15 protein-coding genes and 1 pseudogene are annotated in these 17,931 nt (G+C 65.6%); 7 read left to right on the forward strand and 9 right to left on the reverse strand.

All coding sequences use genetic code 11. The features are described from left to right. The first annotated feature begins 164 nt into the window (after positions 1-164). Positions 165-1,166: an NADP-dependent oxidoreductase gene (locus ACVMB0_RS05520; protein ID WP_461345553.1), complete on the forward strand. Its 1,002-nt coding sequence runs from the start codon at positions 165-167 to the stop codon at positions 1,164-1,166. 273 nt (positions 1,167-1,439) lie between these two features. On the opposite strand, the gene ACVMB0_RS05525 is transcribed toward ACVMB0_RS05520, so the two are convergent. Both ACVMB0_RS05525 and ACVMB0_RS05530 read right to left on the reverse strand, forming a co-directional pair. Then, positions 1,440-4,607 carry an efflux RND transporter permease subunit gene (locus tag ACVMB0_RS05525; RefSeq protein ID WP_461345554.1) on the reverse strand — a complete coding sequence of 1,056 codons (3,168 nt, stop codon included), beginning with the start codon at positions 4,605-4,607 and terminating at the stop codon, positions 1,440-1,442. A 10-nt stretch (positions 4,608-4,617) separates the two neighbouring features. Then, entirely contained in the window at positions 4,618-5,769 is a 1,152-nt protein-coding gene (locus ACVMB0_RS05530) for an efflux RND transporter periplasmic adaptor subunit (protein ID WP_461349598.1), read from the reverse strand. A 255-nt stretch (positions 5,770-6,024) separates the two neighbouring features. Here ACVMB0_RS05530 and ACVMB0_RS05535 point away from each other — a divergent pair, with 255 nt between their 5' ends. The 5 genes from ACVMB0_RS05535 (at position 6,025) to ACVMB0_RS05555 (ending at position 10,234) form a co-directional block, all read left to right on the forward strand. After that, on the forward strand, positions 6,025-6,801 hold the full coding sequence (locus ACVMB0_RS05535; protein WP_461345555.1) for a hypothetical protein: 777 nt from the start codon (positions 6,025-6,027) through the stop codon (positions 6,799-6,801). A 39-nt stretch (positions 6,802-6,840) separates the two neighbouring features. Then, entirely contained in the window at positions 6,841-7,062 is a 222-nt protein-coding gene (locus ACVMB0_RS05540) for a cysteine rich repeat-containing protein (protein WP_461345556.1), read from the forward strand. A 108-nt stretch (positions 7,063-7,170) separates the two neighbouring features. After that, positions 7,171-7,383, forward strand: a complete 213-nt coding sequence (locus ACVMB0_RS05545; RefSeq protein WP_461349599.1) for a hypothetical protein — start codon at positions 7,171-7,173, stop codon at positions 7,381-7,383. A gap of 113 nt (positions 7,384-7,496) precedes the next feature. Beyond that, positions 7,497-8,627 carry an FAD-dependent monooxygenase gene (locus ACVMB0_RS05550; RefSeq protein WP_461345557.1) on the forward strand — a complete coding sequence of 377 codons (1,131 nt, stop codon included), beginning with the start codon at positions 7,497-7,499 and terminating at the stop codon, positions 8,625-8,627. Then, on the forward strand, positions 8,624-10,234 hold the full coding sequence (locus ACVMB0_RS05555) for a benzoate-CoA ligase family protein (protein WP_461345558.1): 1,611 nt from the start codon (positions 8,624-8,626) through the stop codon (positions 10,232-10,234). Before ACVMB0_RS05550 ends, ACVMB0_RS05555 begins: the two co-directional genes overlap by 4 nt. 252 nt (positions 10,235-10,486) lie before the next feature. Here the strand turns inward: ACVMB0_RS05555 and ACVMB0_RS05560 are convergent, their stop codons facing one another. Genes ACVMB0_RS05560 through maiA form a run of 3 tightly spaced genes read right to left on the reverse strand, consistent with a single transcriptional unit; the run spans position 10,487 to position 12,805 of the window. Further along, positions 10,487-11,671 (reverse strand): 3-hydroxybenzoate 6-monooxygenase, encoded by a 1,185-nt coding sequence (locus ACVMB0_RS05560; protein ID WP_461345559.1) that lies wholly within the window; start codon positions 11,669-11,671, stop codon positions 10,487-10,489. Beyond that, positions 11,671-12,183 (reverse strand): MarR family winged helix-turn-helix transcriptional regulator, encoded by a 513-nt coding sequence (locus tag ACVMB0_RS05565; RefSeq protein ID WP_456751786.1) that lies wholly within the window; start codon positions 12,181-12,183, stop codon positions 11,671-11,673. The genes ACVMB0_RS05560 and ACVMB0_RS05565 overlap by 1 nt, the downstream gene beginning before the upstream one ends. Beyond that, complete coding sequence (maiA, locus tag ACVMB0_RS05570) at positions 12,173-12,805, reverse strand: maleylacetoacetate isomerase (RefSeq protein ID WP_456751785.1); 633 nt, start codon at positions 12,803-12,805, stop codon at positions 12,173-12,175. The genes ACVMB0_RS05565 and maiA overlap by 11 nt, the downstream gene beginning before the upstream one ends. A gap of 105 nt (positions 12,806-12,910) precedes the next feature. Here maiA and gtdA point away from each other — a divergent pair, with 105 nt between their 5' ends. Continuing rightward, on the forward strand, positions 12,911-13,951 hold the full coding sequence (gtdA, locus tag ACVMB0_RS05575; RefSeq protein ID WP_456751784.1) for a gentisate 1,2-dioxygenase: 1,041 nt from the start codon (positions 12,911-12,913) through the stop codon (positions 13,949-13,951). Positions 13,952-14,007: 56 nt separating this feature from the next. On the opposite strand, the pseudogene ACVMB0_RS05580 reads toward gtdA, so the two are convergent. The 4 genes and pseudogenes from ACVMB0_RS05580 to ACVMB0_RS05595 form a co-directional block, all read right to left on the reverse strand. After that, positions 14,008-14,994 (reverse strand): annotated as a pseudogene (locus tag ACVMB0_RS05580) (IS30 family transposase); the annotation flags it as partial. A gap of 177 nt (positions 14,995-15,171) precedes the next feature. Next, the gene (locus tag ACVMB0_RS05585) at positions 15,172-15,999 is read right to left on the reverse strand and encodes an ABC transporter permease (RefSeq protein WP_461345560.1); all 828 of its coding nucleotides are present in this window, start codon (positions 15,997-15,999) and stop codon (positions 15,172-15,174) included. Continuing rightward, entirely contained in the window at positions 15,992-16,765 is a 774-nt protein-coding gene (locus ACVMB0_RS05590; protein WP_461345561.1) for an ABC transporter ATP-binding protein, read from the reverse strand. The genes ACVMB0_RS05585 and ACVMB0_RS05590 overlap by 8 nt, the downstream gene beginning before the upstream one ends. A 160-nt stretch (positions 16,766-16,925) precedes the next feature. Further along, positions 16,926-17,930 carry an ABC transporter substrate-binding protein gene (locus ACVMB0_RS05595; protein WP_461345562.1) on the reverse strand — a complete coding sequence of 335 codons (1,005 nt, stop codon included), beginning with the start codon at positions 17,928-17,930 and terminating at the stop codon, positions 16,926-16,928. Between the last annotated feature and the right edge of the window lies 1 nt (position 17,931).

The raw sequence follows: 17,931 nt of genomic DNA on the forward strand, positions 1-17,931 counted from the left end.
CAGCTACGCAACACGCTTCGCGTCCAGCGGGACTTTGCCGAAACGTTCCCGTTGTGGAATGCCAGCGCGCGGATTAGCGTTGATGCAGCGCACAATCTGTGCAACGAGCTGCGCACGCGGCAGCCAACTGCATCCGAAACGACCAACGCGAGGGGGAGACATCCATGAACGACACCGTCAATCGCCAGATCCTGCTGGTTGAAAAGCCGACCGGCAAGCTTGGCCCCGAGCATTTCCGTCTGACCAAGGGCACGGTGCCCGTGCCGAAGGACGGCGAGGCGCTGGTGCGGACGCGCTACATCTCGCTCGATGCCGCCAACCGCGCCTGGATGCACGGCGCCACCTACCGCGCCGCGGTGGAGGCCAACACCGTGATGGCCGGCGGCAGCATCGCCGAGGTGGTGTCGTCGAACGACCCCGGCCTGAAGCCGGGCGACATCGTGTTCGGCGACACCGGCTGGCAGGACTATGCCGCGGTTCCCGCCAAGCATCTGGCGAAGATGCCGAAGCTCGAGCCGATGACGCATCTGCTCAGCGTCTACGGCGTCGCCGGGCTGACCGCCTATTTCGGCCTGCTCGATGTCGGCAAGCCCAAGGAGGGCGAGACCGTGGTGGTGTCGGCCGCCGCCGGCTCGGTCGGCTCGATCGTCGGCCAGATCGCCAGGATCAAGGGCTGCCGCGTGGTCGGCATCGCCGGCGGCAAGGACAAGTGCCATTGGCTGACCTCGGAACTCGGCTTCGACGCCGCGGTCGACTACAAGGACGGCGCCACCTACAAGGCGCTGCGCGCAGCCGCGCCGAAGGGCATCGACGTCTATTTCGACAATGTCGGCGGCGATATTCTCGAGGCCTGCCTGGCACAGATGAACAACCGCGGCCGGATCGCCTGCTGCGGCGCCATCTCGCAATATGACGGCGTGCCCTCCGCGCACGGCCCGCGCGGTGTGCCCGGCCTGATCGTGGTGAAGCGGCTCGTCATGCAGGGCTTCATCGTGATGGACTACATGGACCAGCGCGATGCCGCGCTCGCCGACCTGCAATCCTGGGTCTCCTCCGGCAAGCTCAAGGTGCAGGAAGACGTCATCGCCGGCATCGAGAACACCCCGCAGGCGCTGATCGGCCTGCTCGCCGGCGAGAACCGCGGCAAGCGCATGGTGAAGGTGTAACGGCAAGCACGATGTCGTAGGGTGGGTTAGCGCAGCGTAACCCACCGACGTCGTGCCGTGGAGAAGATGGCAGGTTACGCCTTCCGCCTTCGCTCGTTGGGCTACGGCGGACGTAGTCGGCTAACCCGCCCTACGCGGCTCAGTCCCGTCATGCTGAGGTGCGCGCTCTTGCGCGCCTCGAAGCATGCACGGCCCGGCTGGTGGCCGTCGACCCTTCGAGACGGCCGCTTCGCGGCCTCCTCAGGGTGACGGGGAGAAATTAGATGCGCGGAGCTAATGCACCGTGCCGGGTGCCTCCGCTGCCGCTTGCGGCGCGGCCTTGCCCTTCTTCGCCTTGCGCCAGTTCTCAAAACTCTGCACCACGACGAAGAACGCCGGCACGAACAGCACCGCAAGGCAGGTCGAGGCGATCATGCCGGAGAACACCGTGATGCCGATCGACTTGCGGGCGTTGGCGCCGGCGCCGGTCGCCAGCACCAGCGGCAGCACGCCGAGGATGAAGGCAAAGGACGTCATCAGGATCGGCCGGAATCGGGCGCGGGCGGCGTCGATCGCCGATTCCAGCACCGGCTTGCCGTCGCGGACGTGATGCTCCAGCGCGACCTCGACGATCAGGATCGCGTTCTTGGCCGAGAGCGCGATCAACAGGATGGTGCCGATCTGGGTGTAGAGGTTGTTCTCGATGCCCAGGCTCAGCAGCACCAGCGTCGGGCCGAGCAGCGACAGCGGCACCGCCAGGATCACCGAGATCGGCGCGTACCAGCTCTCATATTGCCCGGCGAGCACCAGATAGACCAGCAGCAGCGCCAGCGCGAACACATAGTAGATCTGGCCGCCGACTTCCTTCTCCTGGTACGACATCGCGGTCCACTCGAAGCCCGCGCCGGGCGGCAGCGTCCTGGCCGCGATCTCCTCCATCAGCGCCATCGACTGGCCGGACGAGTAGCCCTGCGCCGGCAGCCCGATGACGGAGGCGGACGGATAGAGGTTGTAGAGGCTGATCAGCGACGGTCCGACCGAGGGCGTGATGTTCGCCACCGTGCCGAGCGGGATCATGTCGCCGTTGCTGTTGCGCACCATCATGTTCTGGATGTCGCGCAGGGTCAGACGGTACTGCGCCTCGGCCTGGGTGTAGACCTGGAAGGTGCGGCCGAACTTGGTGAACTGGTTGACGTAGCTGGCGCCGAGATAGGACGACAGCGCCGCGAAGATCTGGTCGGTGGTGACGTGCAGGGTCTGGGTCTTGACCCGATCGACCTCGACGTCGAACTGCGGCACCATCGAGCGGAACGACGACTGCACCCGCTGCAGCGCGCTCTGGGTCTGCGCATTGGCCACGATCGCGCCGGTGATCGCCTGCAGCTTGCCGTAATCGGCATTGCCGTCGCGCAGCTCGACCTGCATGGCGAAGCCGGCGGCGTTGCCGATGCCCTGGATCGGCGGCGGCGGGATCACCAGGATGCGCGCCTCCGGGATCACCGCGAGCTTGTCGTTGAGCCCGTAGACCAGCGAACGCAGATCCTCGCCCGGCCCGCGCGCGCTCCAGTCCTTCAGGATCAGGTACGCGACGCCGGCATTGGCGAGGCTCGAGGAGTTGTCGAGCGCCGAGATGCCGGCGATCGAGACCACCTGATCGACGCCGGGCGTCTTGCCGGCAATCTCGGTGACCTTGTCGAGCACCTGCTGGGTACGGTCGAGTGCCGCGCCGTCCGGCAGCTGCACCGCGGCGAGCAGATAGCCCTGGTCCTCGATCGGAATGAAGCCGGTCGGCACCCGCGACAGGCCGTAACCGGCGAGCCCGATAATGATCAGCGCGACCGCGACCGAGGTCCTGGCATGCCCGGCGATGCCGCCGACCACACGCGTATAGCCGCGCTCCAGCCGGTCATAGACCGCGTTGAAGCCGCGATAGAAGACATTGCGTTGCTCGGCCGGCGCCGGAGGACGCAGCCACAGCGCGCATTGCGTCGGCTTCAGGGTCGCGGCGTTGACCGCACTGAGCAACGCGGTGGCGGCAATCACAAGCGCGAATTGCGCGTACATCCGCCCGGTCAGCCCGGGCAGGAAGGCCGCCGGCAGGAACACCGAGATCAAGACCAGCGTGATGCCGACGATCGGCGCGAACAATTCGTCCATCGCCTTGATCGCTGCGTCGTGGCCGTTCATGCCGCGCTCGATATTGTGCGCGGCGCCCTCGACCACCACGATGGCGTCGTCGACCACGATGCCGATCGCCAGCACGATCGCAAACAGCGTCGAGAGATTGATGGTGAAGCCGAGCGCCGCCATGCCGGCGAACGCGCCGATGATCGTGACCGGCACCGTGGTCGCCGGCACCAGCATCGCCCGCCAATCCTGCAGGAACACCAGGATCACGACCAGCACCAGCAGGCCGGCCTCGATCAGCGTCTTGTAGACCTCCGCGATCGAGGCGTTGACGAATTTGGTGGTGTCGAACGGCGTGTCGTATTTGATGTCCTGCGGAAACTGCCTGGCGAGCTCCGTCATCTTCTTCTCGACCGCCTTCTCGACCTGCAATGCATTGGCACCCGGCGACTGGAACACGCCGATGCCGACCGCAGGCTTCTGGTTCAGCGAGAATATCTGGCTGTAGGTCTGCGCGCCGAGCTCGACCCAGCCGACGTCGCGAACTCGGGTAACGTCGCCGACCGTGCCTGATTTGACGATGATGTCCTCGAACTGGCTCTTGTCGTCGAGCCGGCCGTTGACGTTCAGCGTGTACTGAAACGCCTGCCCGGCCGGTGTCGGCGGCGCGCCGACCTGGCCGGCGGTGACCTGCTGGCTCTGCTGCTGGATCGCCTGGATGACATCCTGCGGCACCAGCCCGCGCACCTGCAGCTTGTTCGGATCGAGCCAGACCCTCATCGAATATTGCCCGGCGCCGAACACCGTGACGTTGCCGACGCCGGGCAGCCGCGACAGCTCGTCCCTGATATTGATGGTGGCGTAGTTCGACAGGAACAGGCTGTCATAGGTCTTGTTCGGCGAGGTCAGCGTCACGAACAGCAGGATCGAGGTCGATTTCTTCTGCACCGTGACGCCCTGGTTCTGCACCGCGGACGGCAGCTGCGACAGCGCCGAGGAGACCCGGTTCTGCACCAGCACCTGCGCGAAGTTGAGATCGGTGCCGATCTTGAAGGTCACCGTCAGCGTATAGGTGCCGTCGGCGCCGCTGTAGGACTGCATGTACAGCATGTCCTCGACGCCGTTGACCTGCTGCTCGATCGGCAGCGCCACGGTGTCGACCACCGTCTTGGCCGAGGCGCCCGGATAGCGCGTCGTCACCTGCACTGTCGGCGGCACCACGTCGGGATATTGCGCGACCGCGAGGTTATACAGCGCCACGCCGCCGAGCAGGATCATCAGGATCGCGATGACGTTGGAAAGGACCGGGCGCTCGATGAAGAATTTCGAGATCATGGCGCGCCCCTCACTTGGCCGCGGCCGGCGTCGCGTCGCCCTTCTGCATCTGCGGATCGACCTTCTGCCCGGGGATCGCACGCAACAGTCCGGCGGTCACCACGCGGTCATCGGCCTTCAGCCCGCTCTCGATGACGCGCAGTCCCTCGTCGAGTGGACCGGTCGTCACCTTGCGCTGCTCGACCACATTGTCGGCATTGACGACCAGCACGTAGCGGCCGGCCTGGTCGCTGCCGATCGCGACGTCGGGCACCAGCAACGCGTTGTCCTGCTTGTCGAACGGCACCCGAACGCGGACATAGAAGCCCGGCAGCAGCACGCGATCCGGATTGGGCACCTGGCCACGAACCGCAAGCGTGCCGGTCGACTGGTTGACCGTCGGCGAGACGTAGTCGAGCTTGCCCTTGTGCGGATAGCCGGTCTCGGTCTGCAGGCCGACCTCGATCGGCAGCTGCCTGATCTCATTGGTCGTCATGCCACGGCGGCGCGCTTCATCGCGGACGCGCTGCACGTCCTGCTCATTGACATTGAAATTCACATAGATCGGGTCGAGCTGCACGATGGTGGCAAGCTGGGTCGGCGACGCCACGCCGACCAGCTCGCCGACCGAGACCAGATGGTTGCTGACAATGCCGTCGAACGGCGCGGCAACGTTGGTGTAGCCGTAATTGACCGCGGCGATCTTGGTGTTGACCTGAGCCTGTTGCAGATTGGCCTGGGCGTTGTCCCGCGTCGATGTCGAGGTTTCCAGCGTCGCCTGCGAGACCGCCTGGCGCTGCACCAGATCCTGCTGCCGCTTGAAGTCGGACTCGGCCTGCTTCAGCGTCGCCTGCGCGCCGACTTCGGCGGCTTGCGCCTGCTCCAGCTTCAGCTTGTAGGTCTCCGGCTCAATCGTGAACAGGGTGGTCCCCTCCTTCACCGGCGAGCCGTCCTGATAGTTGATCGACGCCAGAAAACCCTGCACGCGCGCGACCAGATCGACGGTCTTGATCGGCGCGGTGTTGCCGGTGGCATCCAGATAGCGTGTGATGGCGCGCTGCACCGGCGGCGCGACATCGACCTTTGGGGGCGACGGCGCAACAAAACTATTTTGCTCGCAGGCACTTAAACTGACAAAGGCGGATGCGATGAACGCGATGCGCGTGAGCGGCGCATTTCGCATCCGCACAAAATTGCTCTGACTGAAATGTGCCGACGCGCGCGCATGCCTCATTTCCGAGCCTCGATTCAAATGACTTAATTCAAAGCCGTCGTGGCGAGCAAAAAATCCGCGTGCGTCATCCATAGCAACAATCCGCTTGCGGCGGAACTCGAAAGCGAAAATGATGTCACTCGCCGAGGTTGTCAAAGCAAGTCATTTTCAGAACCCAGTTCAATTGAGCCGCAAGCTGCCGGCACGACGAGAGGATTTATTCCGATGATCAATGCGTTGATACGTGCAACGAAGCTGTCCGCATGGCTCGGGCTTGCGGCATTCATCAGCACGGCGCCGGCCCTGTCGCAGGCGCCAAGCCAGGCGCAGCGCGACGCCATCAAATCGCAATGCCGCGACGACTACATCGCACATTGCTCGAGCGTTCCGCCGGGCGGCGAAGCGTCACTGCAATGTCTGCAAAAGAACATGGCAAGTCTCGCGCCGGGCTGCGCCACCGCAGTGAAGGCCGTGGACGCGCCGGCCGCCGCGCCTGCGGTAGCCAAAACCGACGCGGCACCCGCAGCAGCGGCAGCCAAGCCCGCCGCCGCTGCGGCTGCACCGAAGGCGGCCGGAGCGCCATCCAGCGCGCAGGTTTCAGCGATCCGCAGCGCATGCCGCTCCGACTATCCCAAGGTCTGTGCGGGCGTGCCGACCGGTGGCGCACCGGCGCTGCAATGCCTGGAGAAGAACAAGGGCAGGCTGTCGCCGGCCTGCGAAAAGGCCGTGGCGGCTGCCGGCGGTGCCGCACCGGAGGCAGGCGCTGCGGCAACCGCTGCACCGGCCGCGGCGCCAGCGGCGGCGCCAGCCGTGATCGTCCTGCGGCCGCTGCGGCCGCGCGAAGAGCTGTTCGTGCTGCGCTCGGCCTGCGGCGCGGATGTCCGCTCGATCTGCGGCGGCGTCCAGCCCGGCGGCGGGCGGATCGTGCAATGCCTGGCGACCAATGCCGGCTCGCTCTCGCCGGGATGCCGCGACGTGCTGGCGCCGTTCGCGGCCCGGTGATCCTGTTGCCAAGCAACTGACCGGAAAGGGAAGCGAACAATGCTGCGACTTGTCCTGACCGCCGCGCTGCTCTGCGGCGCGACCGCCGTCTACGCCCAGGAGCTGACCAGCGCACAGCGCGACGCCTGCATGGGCGACTACGAGAAGTTCTGCAAGAGCGTGACGCCCGGCGGCGGGCGCATCATCGCCTGTCTCGCCAGGCAGAGCGACAAGCTGGCACCCGCCTGCAAGAAGGTGCTGGCGGAGGCGGAGAAGAAATAGCCGCACGGGCGGCGAGACGACATGTGCCCGGCGATGGCCGGGCACGGAGCCGCAGCACCTTGTTGTCATCCACAGGCCAACCAACCTCACCCCGGGAGAGGGAACATGATGCGTTCATTATTGCTGATCGCTGCGGCCCTGCTGTCCTTTGCCGCGACCATGACTTTCGAGTCCTCCGACGCCAACGCCGTCGTCTGCGCGCGCGGCCCCTATCGCGCCGGATGCGCCAGCACGCGCGGCGCGGTTGTCGTCCGCAAACCCGTCGTTGCCGGCTGCCGCTGGGTATGGGTCGACGGGGTCAAGGTCCGCCGCTGCTACTGAGCCTTTCGGCGCTGACAGGGTAGTCGCCGCGCATTTTCCCTCTGGCGTTCCCGCCAGAGGGCGATTAGTCTGGACCCAAATTGTAAGTACACTGTCAATCTGGGAGGCAGACGTTGCGGATCGCCGTGATTGGCGGAGGGCCCGGCGGGCTCTATTTCGCCTATCTCTGGAAGAAGCGTCATCCTGACGCCGAGATCGACCTGTTCGAGCAGAACGCGGCCGGCGCCACCTGGGGATTCGGCGTGGTGTTCTCCGAGCAGGCGCTGGACTTCCTGCGCGCCGACGATCCCGAGACGGTCGACGCCATCACCCCAGAGATGGAGAGCTGGAAGAACATCACCCTCAATCTGCGCGGCGAGAGCGTCGAGATCGACGGCGTCGGCTTTTCCTCGATCGGCCGGCTCAAGCTGCTGACCATCCTGCAGGAGCGGGTGCGCAGCACAGGTGTCACGCCGCGCTTCGATACTATCGTACAATCGGTCGATCAACTCAGGGGTTACGACCTGATCGTCGCCGCCGACGGGCTGAACTCGATGGTCCGCCGCAGCTTCGAGGCTGCGTTCGGCGCGTCGGTCTCGCATTCCTCCAACAAATTCGCCTGGTACGGCACCACAAAGCCCTTCGCGACGCTGTCGCAGACCTTTGTGGCGACCGGCGTGGGCTGGTTCAACGCCCATCACTATCGCTACGCCAAGGACATGAGCACCTTCCTGGTCGAATGCGACGCCGCGACCTGGGACGCTTACGGCTTCGCCGACAAGACGATCGAGCAATCGCAGGCGATCTGCGAGGACGTGTTCGCCGCGACGCTGGACGGCCATCGGCTGATCTCGAACAAATCGGTGTGGCGCAACTTCCCGTGGATCTGGAACGAACGCTGGTCGCACGGCAACATGGTGCTGATCGGCGACGCCTTGCATTCCGCGCATTTCTCGATCGGCTCGGGCACGCGGCTCGCGATCGAGGATGCGATCGCGCTGACCAAGGCACTGGAAAGCGAGGGCGGCGTCGCCCCTGCCCTTGCCCGTTACGAGGCCGAGCGCAAGCCGATCGTGAAGAAGCTCGTCACCGCGGCACGGACCAGCGCCGACTGGTACGAGCACTTCCCGGCTCATATGCAGCGCGATCTGATGGACTTCGCCTACAGCTACATCACCCGCTCCGGCCGGATCGACGACGGGCGGCTGCGCGCGATGTCGCCTGCCTTCATGGCCCGTTACGAAGCCGCAAAGGGACGCTCATGACCGGGATCGCCGACCAGGTTCCGCAGGACAATCCCGGTGCGCGCGAGATCGGCTTTACGATCCCCGAGCGCTATAATGCGAGCCGCATCCTGTTCGACAATCTCGGCAACGGCAACGCCGAGCGCCTGGCGTTGACCGGGCCGGCCGGCACGCGGACCTATCGCGAGCTCTGCGCTGACGCCGCGCGCTGGGGTCACGCCTTCCAGTCACTCGGCTTGCAGCGCGGCGACCGCGTGCTGCTGTTCCTCGATGATACCCCGGCCTATCCGGCGGCGTTCTTCGGCGCGGTGCGCGCCGGCTTCGTGCCGCTCTTGATCAACACGCTGACGACGCCGGAGCTGCTGCAATTCTATCTGTCCGACGCCGGCGCGCAGGTCGCGGTCACCGACGCCGAGTTCTGCACGCGCTTCAATGCCGAGGCCTGCAAGGATACGCCGCTGCAGACGCTGGTCGTGGTCAATGGCACAGCCGGCGATCACGCTGTTGCGGAAACGCGTAACGCCGGCGAATGGCTGCATGGCTTTCCGAGCGAGCTCGACGCGGCCGACACCCATCGCAACGAGATGGCGTTCTGGATGTATTCGTCGGGCTCGACCGGCCGCCCCAAGGGCATCGTGCATCTGCAACACGACATGGCCTATAGCGAACGCGCCTTTGCCCGCAGTGTGCTGAAGCTTGCGCCCGGCGACATCTGCTTCTCGGTGCCGAAGATCTTCTTCGCCTATGGTTTCGGCAATTCGATCACGTTTCCCTTCTCGGTCGGCGCTACCACGCTGCTGCTGCCGGGCCAGCCGAAGCCGGCCGCGATCTTCAACGCGATCGGGCAGTACCGGCCGACCGTGTTCTTCGGCCTGCCGACGCTCTACATATCCCTGACCAAGGCCGAGGGCGCGGACGCTGCCGATTTCTCCTCGCTGCGGATGGCGGTCTCGGCCGCCGAAGTGCTGTCCGCCGAGGTCTTCAATGGCTGGAAGCAGCTGACCGGGCTCGAGATCATCGAAGGGCTCGGCTCGACCGAGGTGCTGCACGTCTATCTCAGCAACCGCGCAGAACAGAAGAAGCTCGGCGCCGCAGGCCTGCGCGTGCCGGGCTACGAGATCATGCTGCGCGACAGCGACGGCCGCGAGGTCGGCGACAATCAGGAAGGCATTTTGTGGGTGCGCGGTGATTCCGCCACGCCATTGTACTGGAATCGGCCGGACAAGACCGCCGAGACGGTGCGTGAGGACGGCTGGATCTACACCGGCGACCGCTTCATGCGCGACAGCGACGGCTTCCACTTCTTCCGCGGCCGCGCCGACGACCTGATCAAGATCTCCGGCCAGTGGGTCTATCCGCTGGAGGTCGAGCTCTGCCTCGCCGATCACCCCGATGTCCGCGAATGCGCCGTCTACGCCGCCGAGCTGCCGGATCGGCGCATGACGCTGCGCGCGGTGGTGGTGATGAACAAGGCCGGCTTCGACAGCGATGAGGCAACACGGCGGCTGCAGGATTACGTCAAGGCGAAGCTCTTGCCGTACAAATATCCGCGCGAGGTGAAATTCATCGACGAGCTGCCGAAGACCGGCACGGGGAAGATCGATCGCCAGGCGGTGATGCGGATGTGAGCGGTGCTGCCGAGATCGCGCACCACGTTGCTGTCGCCTGATCTCAATCTCGACATCTCGCCCGGGGCTCACCCCTCTCCCCACCCCTGCCCCCGCAAGAGGGGAGGGAGCCCGAGCAGCGTGCTCACCTCACTCGCATGTGCGACAATCCATGCCTACGGACGTAAGAGAGGCACCGGCGGACGGGTTCCCTCCCCCCTTGCGGGGGAGAGGGGTGGCCACACGGCGTGCTCTTTAATCCGCGTGCCGCAGCTAACCGCCCAGCCCCGTCCCACCATACAGCCACGCGATATCGTCGCACCATTCAGCTTGCGACTTCGCGCTCATGATCGCGTTGCGGATGCGGGCGTGCTCGCCTGAGGGATGGTAGACGTGCTCGCCGATCGCACGCGACATCAGCTGCACCCGCGCGGTGCGCGGAAAGCGCTGCGCCCGGTAGGCATCCAGCGCTGCCGGCTGATCGTCGTGACTGGCCAGCATGTGCGACAGGCAGACCGCGTCCTCCATCGCCTGGCAGGCGCCCTGCGCAAAATATTGGAGCATCGGATGCGCGGCGTCGCCGAGCAGCACCACGCGGCCGTCGATCCAGCGCTCGGTGGGATCGCGATCGCACAGCACCCAGAGCTTCCAATTGGTGCCGTGGCGGATGATGGTCTGCGCCCGCTCATGGACGTGGGTGAAGCCTTTCATCACCTCTTCCTCGGAGACCGGCTTGCCGGCGACCGGCTCCGGCGCGTCGTTGTGATAGGTGACGACGAGGTTGAACACCTTCCAGCCCGACAGCGGATAATGCACGATGTGGCATTTCGGGCCGGCCCACAGCGTAGCTGCGTTCCAGCGCAGATCCTCCGGCATCTGCTCGGTCGGGATCACGGAACGATAGGTGGTGTGGCCGGAGACGCGCGGCGGGCCGTCTGCCGTCACCTGCTTGCGGATATTCGACCACAGGCCGTCGGCGCCGATCAGAAGACGTCCGGTGACCCGCTCGCCACTGCCGAGCCTGGCGGTCACCGATGAGCCGTCCTGTTCGTAGCCGACCACCTCGCTGCTGACGCGCAGTTCGATCAACTCGTGCCTCTCGCAGGCGCGCAGGAACACGCCGTGCAGATCGCCGCGATGCACCACGGCATAGGGGTTGCCGAACCGAGCGCGGAAGGCGTCGCCGAGGTCGATATGGGTGATCTCGTCGGCGGTGAGTGCATCCATCAGCCGCAACTGGTCGATATAGACGGCCATGTTGCGCGCCGCCTCGCCGACGCCGAGATAGTCGAAGGCATGGAACGCATTCGGCCCGAGCTGAATGCCGGCACCGATCTCGCCGAGCGCTGCGGCCTTTTCCAGCAGGATCGAGCGGATTCCCTTTTGTGCGAGCCCCAGCGCCACGGCGAGACCACCGATGCCGCCGCCCGCGATCAGGACAGGCCTCGTCTCCGCCATCAGCCCGACCTCCCGAGATGCTCGAGCGCGTCCTCGGCGCGCAGCGGCACCCGCGACGCCTCGTTGTTGAGGTCGACGAGCTGGGTCAGGAGCGCGAGAAGCGTCTTGCGATCGGCAGGCTTCAGCGGTTGCAGCATCCGCGCCTGCGCCTTGTCGACTGAGGGCATGATGTCGTTGAGCACGGACGCGCCGGCCTTGGTGAGGTAGAGCAGCTTGACGCGCTTGTCCTCGGGCGACGGTTTGCGGGCGATGAACGCCTTGGCCTGCAACCGCTCGATCACGTTGCCGAGCGTGGAGCGGTCGAACGCGATCACCGCCGAGAGCCTCGTGGCGTCGATGCCGGGATGGGTCGAGATCGTCACCAGCGCGGCGTATTGCACCGGCGTCAGGTCGAACGCCTTGCACTCCTCGATGAACAGCGCGACCGCGATCTGCTGCATCCGCCGGAACAGATAGCCGGGCGCGGTGTAGACCGCGTCCATGGTGACGGGCGTTGGCTTGCTACTCGGCATCGGGCTGCTTGTCCGGGACGGCGTCGGCGAACGCCTTGACCTGCTTTGCTGCGGCCTCGGCCTTGAGCAGGCGCGGATAGGCTGAGACATCGACGCCGAAGCGCCGCGCATTGGCGAGCTGCGGCACCAGGCAGAGATCGGCGAGCGTCGGCTGGTCGCCGAAGCAAAACGGCCCGGTCTCTTCGGCAATCAGCGTCTCGCAGGCCGACAGGCCCTCGCGATTGGCCCAGGCCGCCCATTCCGTCACCTGCGCCTCGGGCAGGCCGAGCTGACGCAGCCGCGCCAGCACCTTCAGATTCTGCACCGGATGGGTGTCGCAGGCGATCGCCTGCGCGAAGGCCCGCACCTTGGCGCGCCGCAACGGATCCTTCGGCAGCAGCGGCGGAGTGGGATTGGTCTCGTCAAGCCATTCGATGATCGCCAGCGACTGGGTGAGGATCGCCCCCGCATCGCTCTCCAGCGTCGGCACCAGCCCCTGCGGATTGATCGCGAGATAGGCCGGCGCGCATTGCTCGCCCTTGCGCAGATGATGCGGCAGATGCTCCGGTGTCAGACCCTTCAGATTGAGGGCGATCCGGACCCGGTAGGACGCGCTGCTCCGGAAATAGCCATGCAGCTTCATCGGAACCTCCCTTGCATTCGTGATTGGCTTGTTTCATTGACGCTAGCCATATTGTCAGTATACTGTCAATTAAATTGAACCGACAAGAATGATGGGAGGCTTGCCATGGAAGCCGTGCAGAAGACCCCGGAGCGCGAGGCGTTCTACAAGAAGATCGACGGCGAAAATCTCTCGGCGCTGTGGAACGTGCTGGGCGACCTGGTCACGCCGGAGCCGCGCAGCGCCTGCCGTCCGCATCTGTGGAAGTTTGACCAGATCCGCGACTACATGAACGAGGCGGGCAAACTGATCACGGCCAAGGAAGCCGAACGCCGCGTGCTGGTGCTGGAGAATCCCGGCCTGCGTGGTCAGTCGAGGATCACGACCTCGCTGTTTGCCGGCGTGCAGATGGTGGTGCCGGGCGACGTCGCGCCCGCCCATCGCCACACCCAGTCGGCGCTGCGCTTCGTGCTCGAGGGCAAGGGCGCCTATACCGCGGTCGATGGCGAGCGCACCGCGATGGCGCCGGGCGACTTCGTCATCACGCCGTCGATGACCTGGCACGACCACTCCAACGAAACATCGGAGCCGATGTTCTGGCTCGACGGGCTCGATATCCCGATGGTGCAGTTCTTCGACTGCTCGTTTGCGGAAGGCGCCAAGGAGGATCAGCAGGCGATCTCCAAGCCGGCGGGCGACAGCTTCGCGCGCTACGGCCGCAACCTGCTGCCGATCGACCAGAAGCGGTCGTCGAAAACCTCGCCGATCTTCAACTATCCCTATGAGCACACCCGCGAGACGCTGGAAAAGGCCCGCGCCCGCGACGAGTGGGACGCCTGCCACGGCCTCAAGCTGAAATTCTCCAACCCCGAGACCGGCGACTTCGCGATGCCGACCATCGGCACCTTCATCCAGCTGCTGCCGAAGGGCTTCAAGACCGCACGCTATCGCGCGACCGACGCCACCGTGTTCGCCGCGATCGAGGGCAAGGGCCGCACCCGGGTCGGCGACCAGACCTTCGAATGGGGACCGCGCGATCTGTTCGTGGTGCCGAGCTGGCACTGGGTCACCCACGAGGCCGACACCGACTCCGTGCTGTTCTCGTTCTCGGACCGCCCGGTGCAGCAGAAGCTCGATCTGTTCCGCGAGGACAGGGGTAACGCGTAACGATTGTAGGGGCGAAGCGCTGTGTCCACCCCACGTCGTCCCGGCGAAGGCCGGGAGGTGGATTCACACTCGAAGTGCAACACTTGAGAGAAGGCCTCGAGAGGGGTTTGGAAGTCAAGGCATTTGCGCGGGGTGTTGTTGTAGGCGTTGATCGACTGGCGGAGGCGGCGCGTCGGGAAGGTCGCGAGATCGGTTTTGCGTGGAATGAAGCGGCGCATCCGACCGATCGCATTCTCGATGCCGCCCTTCTGCCAGGGCGCGTGCGGATCGCAGAAGAAGGTCTCGATCGCGAGGCGGTGCAGCTCCAGGTGACAGGCGAACTCGGTCCCATTGTCGAAGGTAACGGTCTGGCACAGGCCTTCCGGCAAGGCAGCAAACAAGCGGACGAGATGACGGGCGATACCGCGCGCGAGCTTGCTGGCGATGCGGATGCCGAGCAGCAGGCGCGAGGTGCGCTCGTGCACGGTCAGGATCGCCTGACCGTATTTGGAGAACATCATCAGGTCGGCTTCCCAATGACCGGGGGCATTGCGATCGGCGGCCTCGATAGGCCGTTTGTCCAAGGAAACACGGCCTTCTATGAAGCTTGCGGGACTGCCGCCCTTCTTGCCGCGGTAGCCGCGTTTGCTCTTGCCGCGTGGCAGATAACGCCGCCAGCTGAAGTCCGAGGTGCGCCGGATCTGGGCGTATATGAAGCGGTAGATGGTCTCGTGGGAGATCACCTTGCGGCCGTGTTCGCGGGCCAGCCGGCCCGCGACCTGCTCGGGCGACCAGCCCCGACCAAGGCGCTCCAAGACCGCGCGGCGCAGGCCGGGCTCCCGTTCGAGGCGTACGCCCGTCCAGCGCCGCGCTCGCATCTGTTGCTGGGCATAGCTGGGTTTGTAGCCGACCTGGGCGCCAGAATTGCGGTTCAGCTCCCGAGAGATCGTTGATGGCGAGCGATCCAGAGCTGCCGCGATTTGCCGCACCGAGCTGCCATTGGCTGAAAGCCGGGCAATCTCGCATCGCTCGTCCAGGGATAGCTGCTCGTAACTCCGCCCCATCGCAACACCTCCTCAAGGAAGTGTTGCACTTCGTTTGTGAACTCAGGGGACCCATTACCCCGACTGCCCATGATTCACGATGCTGTGGCCCCAGCCCGGCACCACAACGAGGCCCTGTGGTAATGGGTCCCGGCCTTCGCCGGGACGACACCTTGCATGTGGCGAGCAGCGTGCCACTCACCGCCAGTGCAGCAGCCGCACTTCCAGCAGATTGATCAGCTTCCCGACCGCAAGCCCGAACAGCGACAGGATCACGACGCCGGCGAGCAGCTGATCGGTCTGCATCAGATTGCCGGCCTGCAGCACGAACGCGCCGATGCCGTATTGCGCGCCGATCATTTCGGCGCTGACCACCAGCAGCAGCGCAACCGACGCAGTGATGCGGAAGCCGGCGAGGATCGAGGGCAGCGCGCCCGGCCAGATCACGCGGCGCACGATGGCGTGGAACGGCACGTTGAAGCTCTGCGCCATCCGGATCAGGTTGCGCGGCACCGCATCGACGCCGCTATAGACCGAGATCGCGGTCGAGAAGAACACGCCGAGCGCAATGGTCGCGATCTTCGGCTCCTCGCCGATCCCAAGCCACAGGATCAGCAACGGCAGCAGCGCGATCTTCGGGATCGGGAACAGCGCCGAGATGACGGTGATGCCGACGCCGCGCGCCACGGTCGACAGCCCGATCGCGAAGCCTGTGACGACGCCGGCGGCGGTGCCGATGATCCAGCCGGTGCCGATCCGCATGATCGACCACGACAAATGCTGCCACAGCGCGCCCGACGTCGCGAGCTTATAGATCGCGACCGCGATCGCCGACGGCGCCGGCAGGAACAGCGGATTGACCCATCCTGCGCTGCCGGCCAATTGCCAGACCGCAATCACCAGCGCGAGCGCGATCCAGCCGGCGGACCGGCTGCCGCCCGGCGTGAAGCCGGCGCCGCGAAACGCGACCGGGCGGGTTGCTTCCGCGGATTGGTCCTTCGTTTCCGGCGGCGCGCGATCAAGCATGCTGGACCTCGCGCTCGGCATCGATCGCCTCTTTGCGGATCAGCGACCACAGCTCACTCTGGAGTGCGGCCATCGGCCCGCGCGCATCCGCCATGCCGCGCTCAGCGCGCGTCATCGGGATGGTCACGATCTCCCTGATGCGGCCGGGGCGGCGCGACAGCACCACGATGCGGTCGGCGAGCCGCACGGCTTCTTCGAGATTGTGCGTGACGTAGACCGCTCCCATCGCGCCGTCGGCCAGCAGGCCGACGAAATCCTCCATCAGCAGCTCGCGGGTCTGCGAGTCCAGCGCCGACAGCGGCTCGTCCATCAACAGGATCGCGGGACGCACCGCGAGCGCGCGCGCGATGCCGACGCGCTGGCGCATGCCGCCGGACAATTGCTTCGGATAGGCCGCGCGAAAATCGGTTAGGCCCGTGCGGCGCAGCGCATCGTCGATCACGGCGCGGCGCTCGCCGGCGCTCAATCCGGTGTGCAGCAGCGGAAACGCGACGTTCTCCTCGACCGTATTCCACGGCAGCAGGGCGAAATCCTGGAACACGAAGGTCAGCGGATTGAGGCTGCCGGCCGGCGACACGCCACGCAACTCCGCCGCGCCGCTGCTCGGCCGCAGCAGGCCGCCGAGGATCGACAGCAGCGTGCTCTTGCCGCAACCGGACGGCCCGACGATTGCCACGATCTCCCCGGCCGAGACCTGGAAGGAGACATCGTCGAGCACGTCGAGCGCGCCGAAGCGATGGCTGATATGATCGGCGATCAGGTCCATGATGCGCCGCTCCGCGCTGTTTGACCGTCATCCTGAGGAGCGCGAAGCGCGTCTCGAAGGATGCACGGCCGAGCTGCTGCATCCGGGCCGTCGACCCTTCGAGACGCCGCTGCGCGGCTCCTCAGGGTGACGGGGATGGAGTTGTTTGCGCGGCTCATCATCAATCCGCCTTCACATAATCCTTGGCGATGATCGCATCGGCATCAAAGCCCTTGTCGACAAAACCCTGCCCCTGCAGCCATTTGATCTGGTTGTCGAGGTTCTTCACGTCGAGCTTGCCGTCGGGATCGATGTAGGCGCAATTGCCGACCACCTGCTCGACCGGAAGATCGGTGTATTTGGCGATGATCTCGAGCAGCGGCTTTGTTTTCTCGTTGATCGGCGCCATGCCGTCCTTGATCGCGGTGAGGATCACGTCGTGGTATTCGTGGTCGGCGCGAATGAGCGCGGTGAGCAGCCGCTTCACCAGCTGCGGGTTGGCCAGCGTCTTCGGAGACGCGAAGATGGCGCCTAGCTGCCACGGCGTCTCGTCGCCGACCCAGCCGAGCAGCTTCGCACCGTTCGAATCCATCAAGGTTCGCGCGGTCGAGACCGGCAGCAGCGCGGCGTCGACGGTTTCGCCCTTCAGCGCTGCGGCGGCATTCGACAGCGATTGCAGCGGCACGACCTTCAGGTCCGACAGCTTGAAGCCGTATTTGTCGGCGAGCAGGCCGAGCGAATAGTGGAAGCTGGAGCCGATTTGGGTCACCGCGACGCGCTTGCCCGCAAGATCCTTCGGCGTCTTGAGGCCGCTCGCATAGGCGTTGTTGCTGGCGAAATAGCCGATCAGGGGATAGCCGGCCTTCTCGCGGCTCATGCCGCCGATCACCTTCAGCGTGCCCTTGCCGGCGAGATTATAGAGACCCGCGGTGACGGCGGTGACGCCGAAATCGACATCGCCGGATGCGGTCGCGACTGCGATCGGCTGTGCCGCGTCGAAGAACTTCAGCTCGACATCGAGGCCGGCGTCGCGGAAATAGCCCTCGTCCTGCGCGATGAACACCGGCGCCGAGGACGACAGCCGCAACACACCGATCTTCGCCTTCAAGAGATCATCCGCGCGCGCCACACCGCTCGCGGCCCACACCAAGAGACCCGCGAGTGCGAGCCGCGCCCAACCCTTCATT

It is taken from the genome of Bradyrhizobium sp. USDA 4451, from assembly GCF_054822585.1.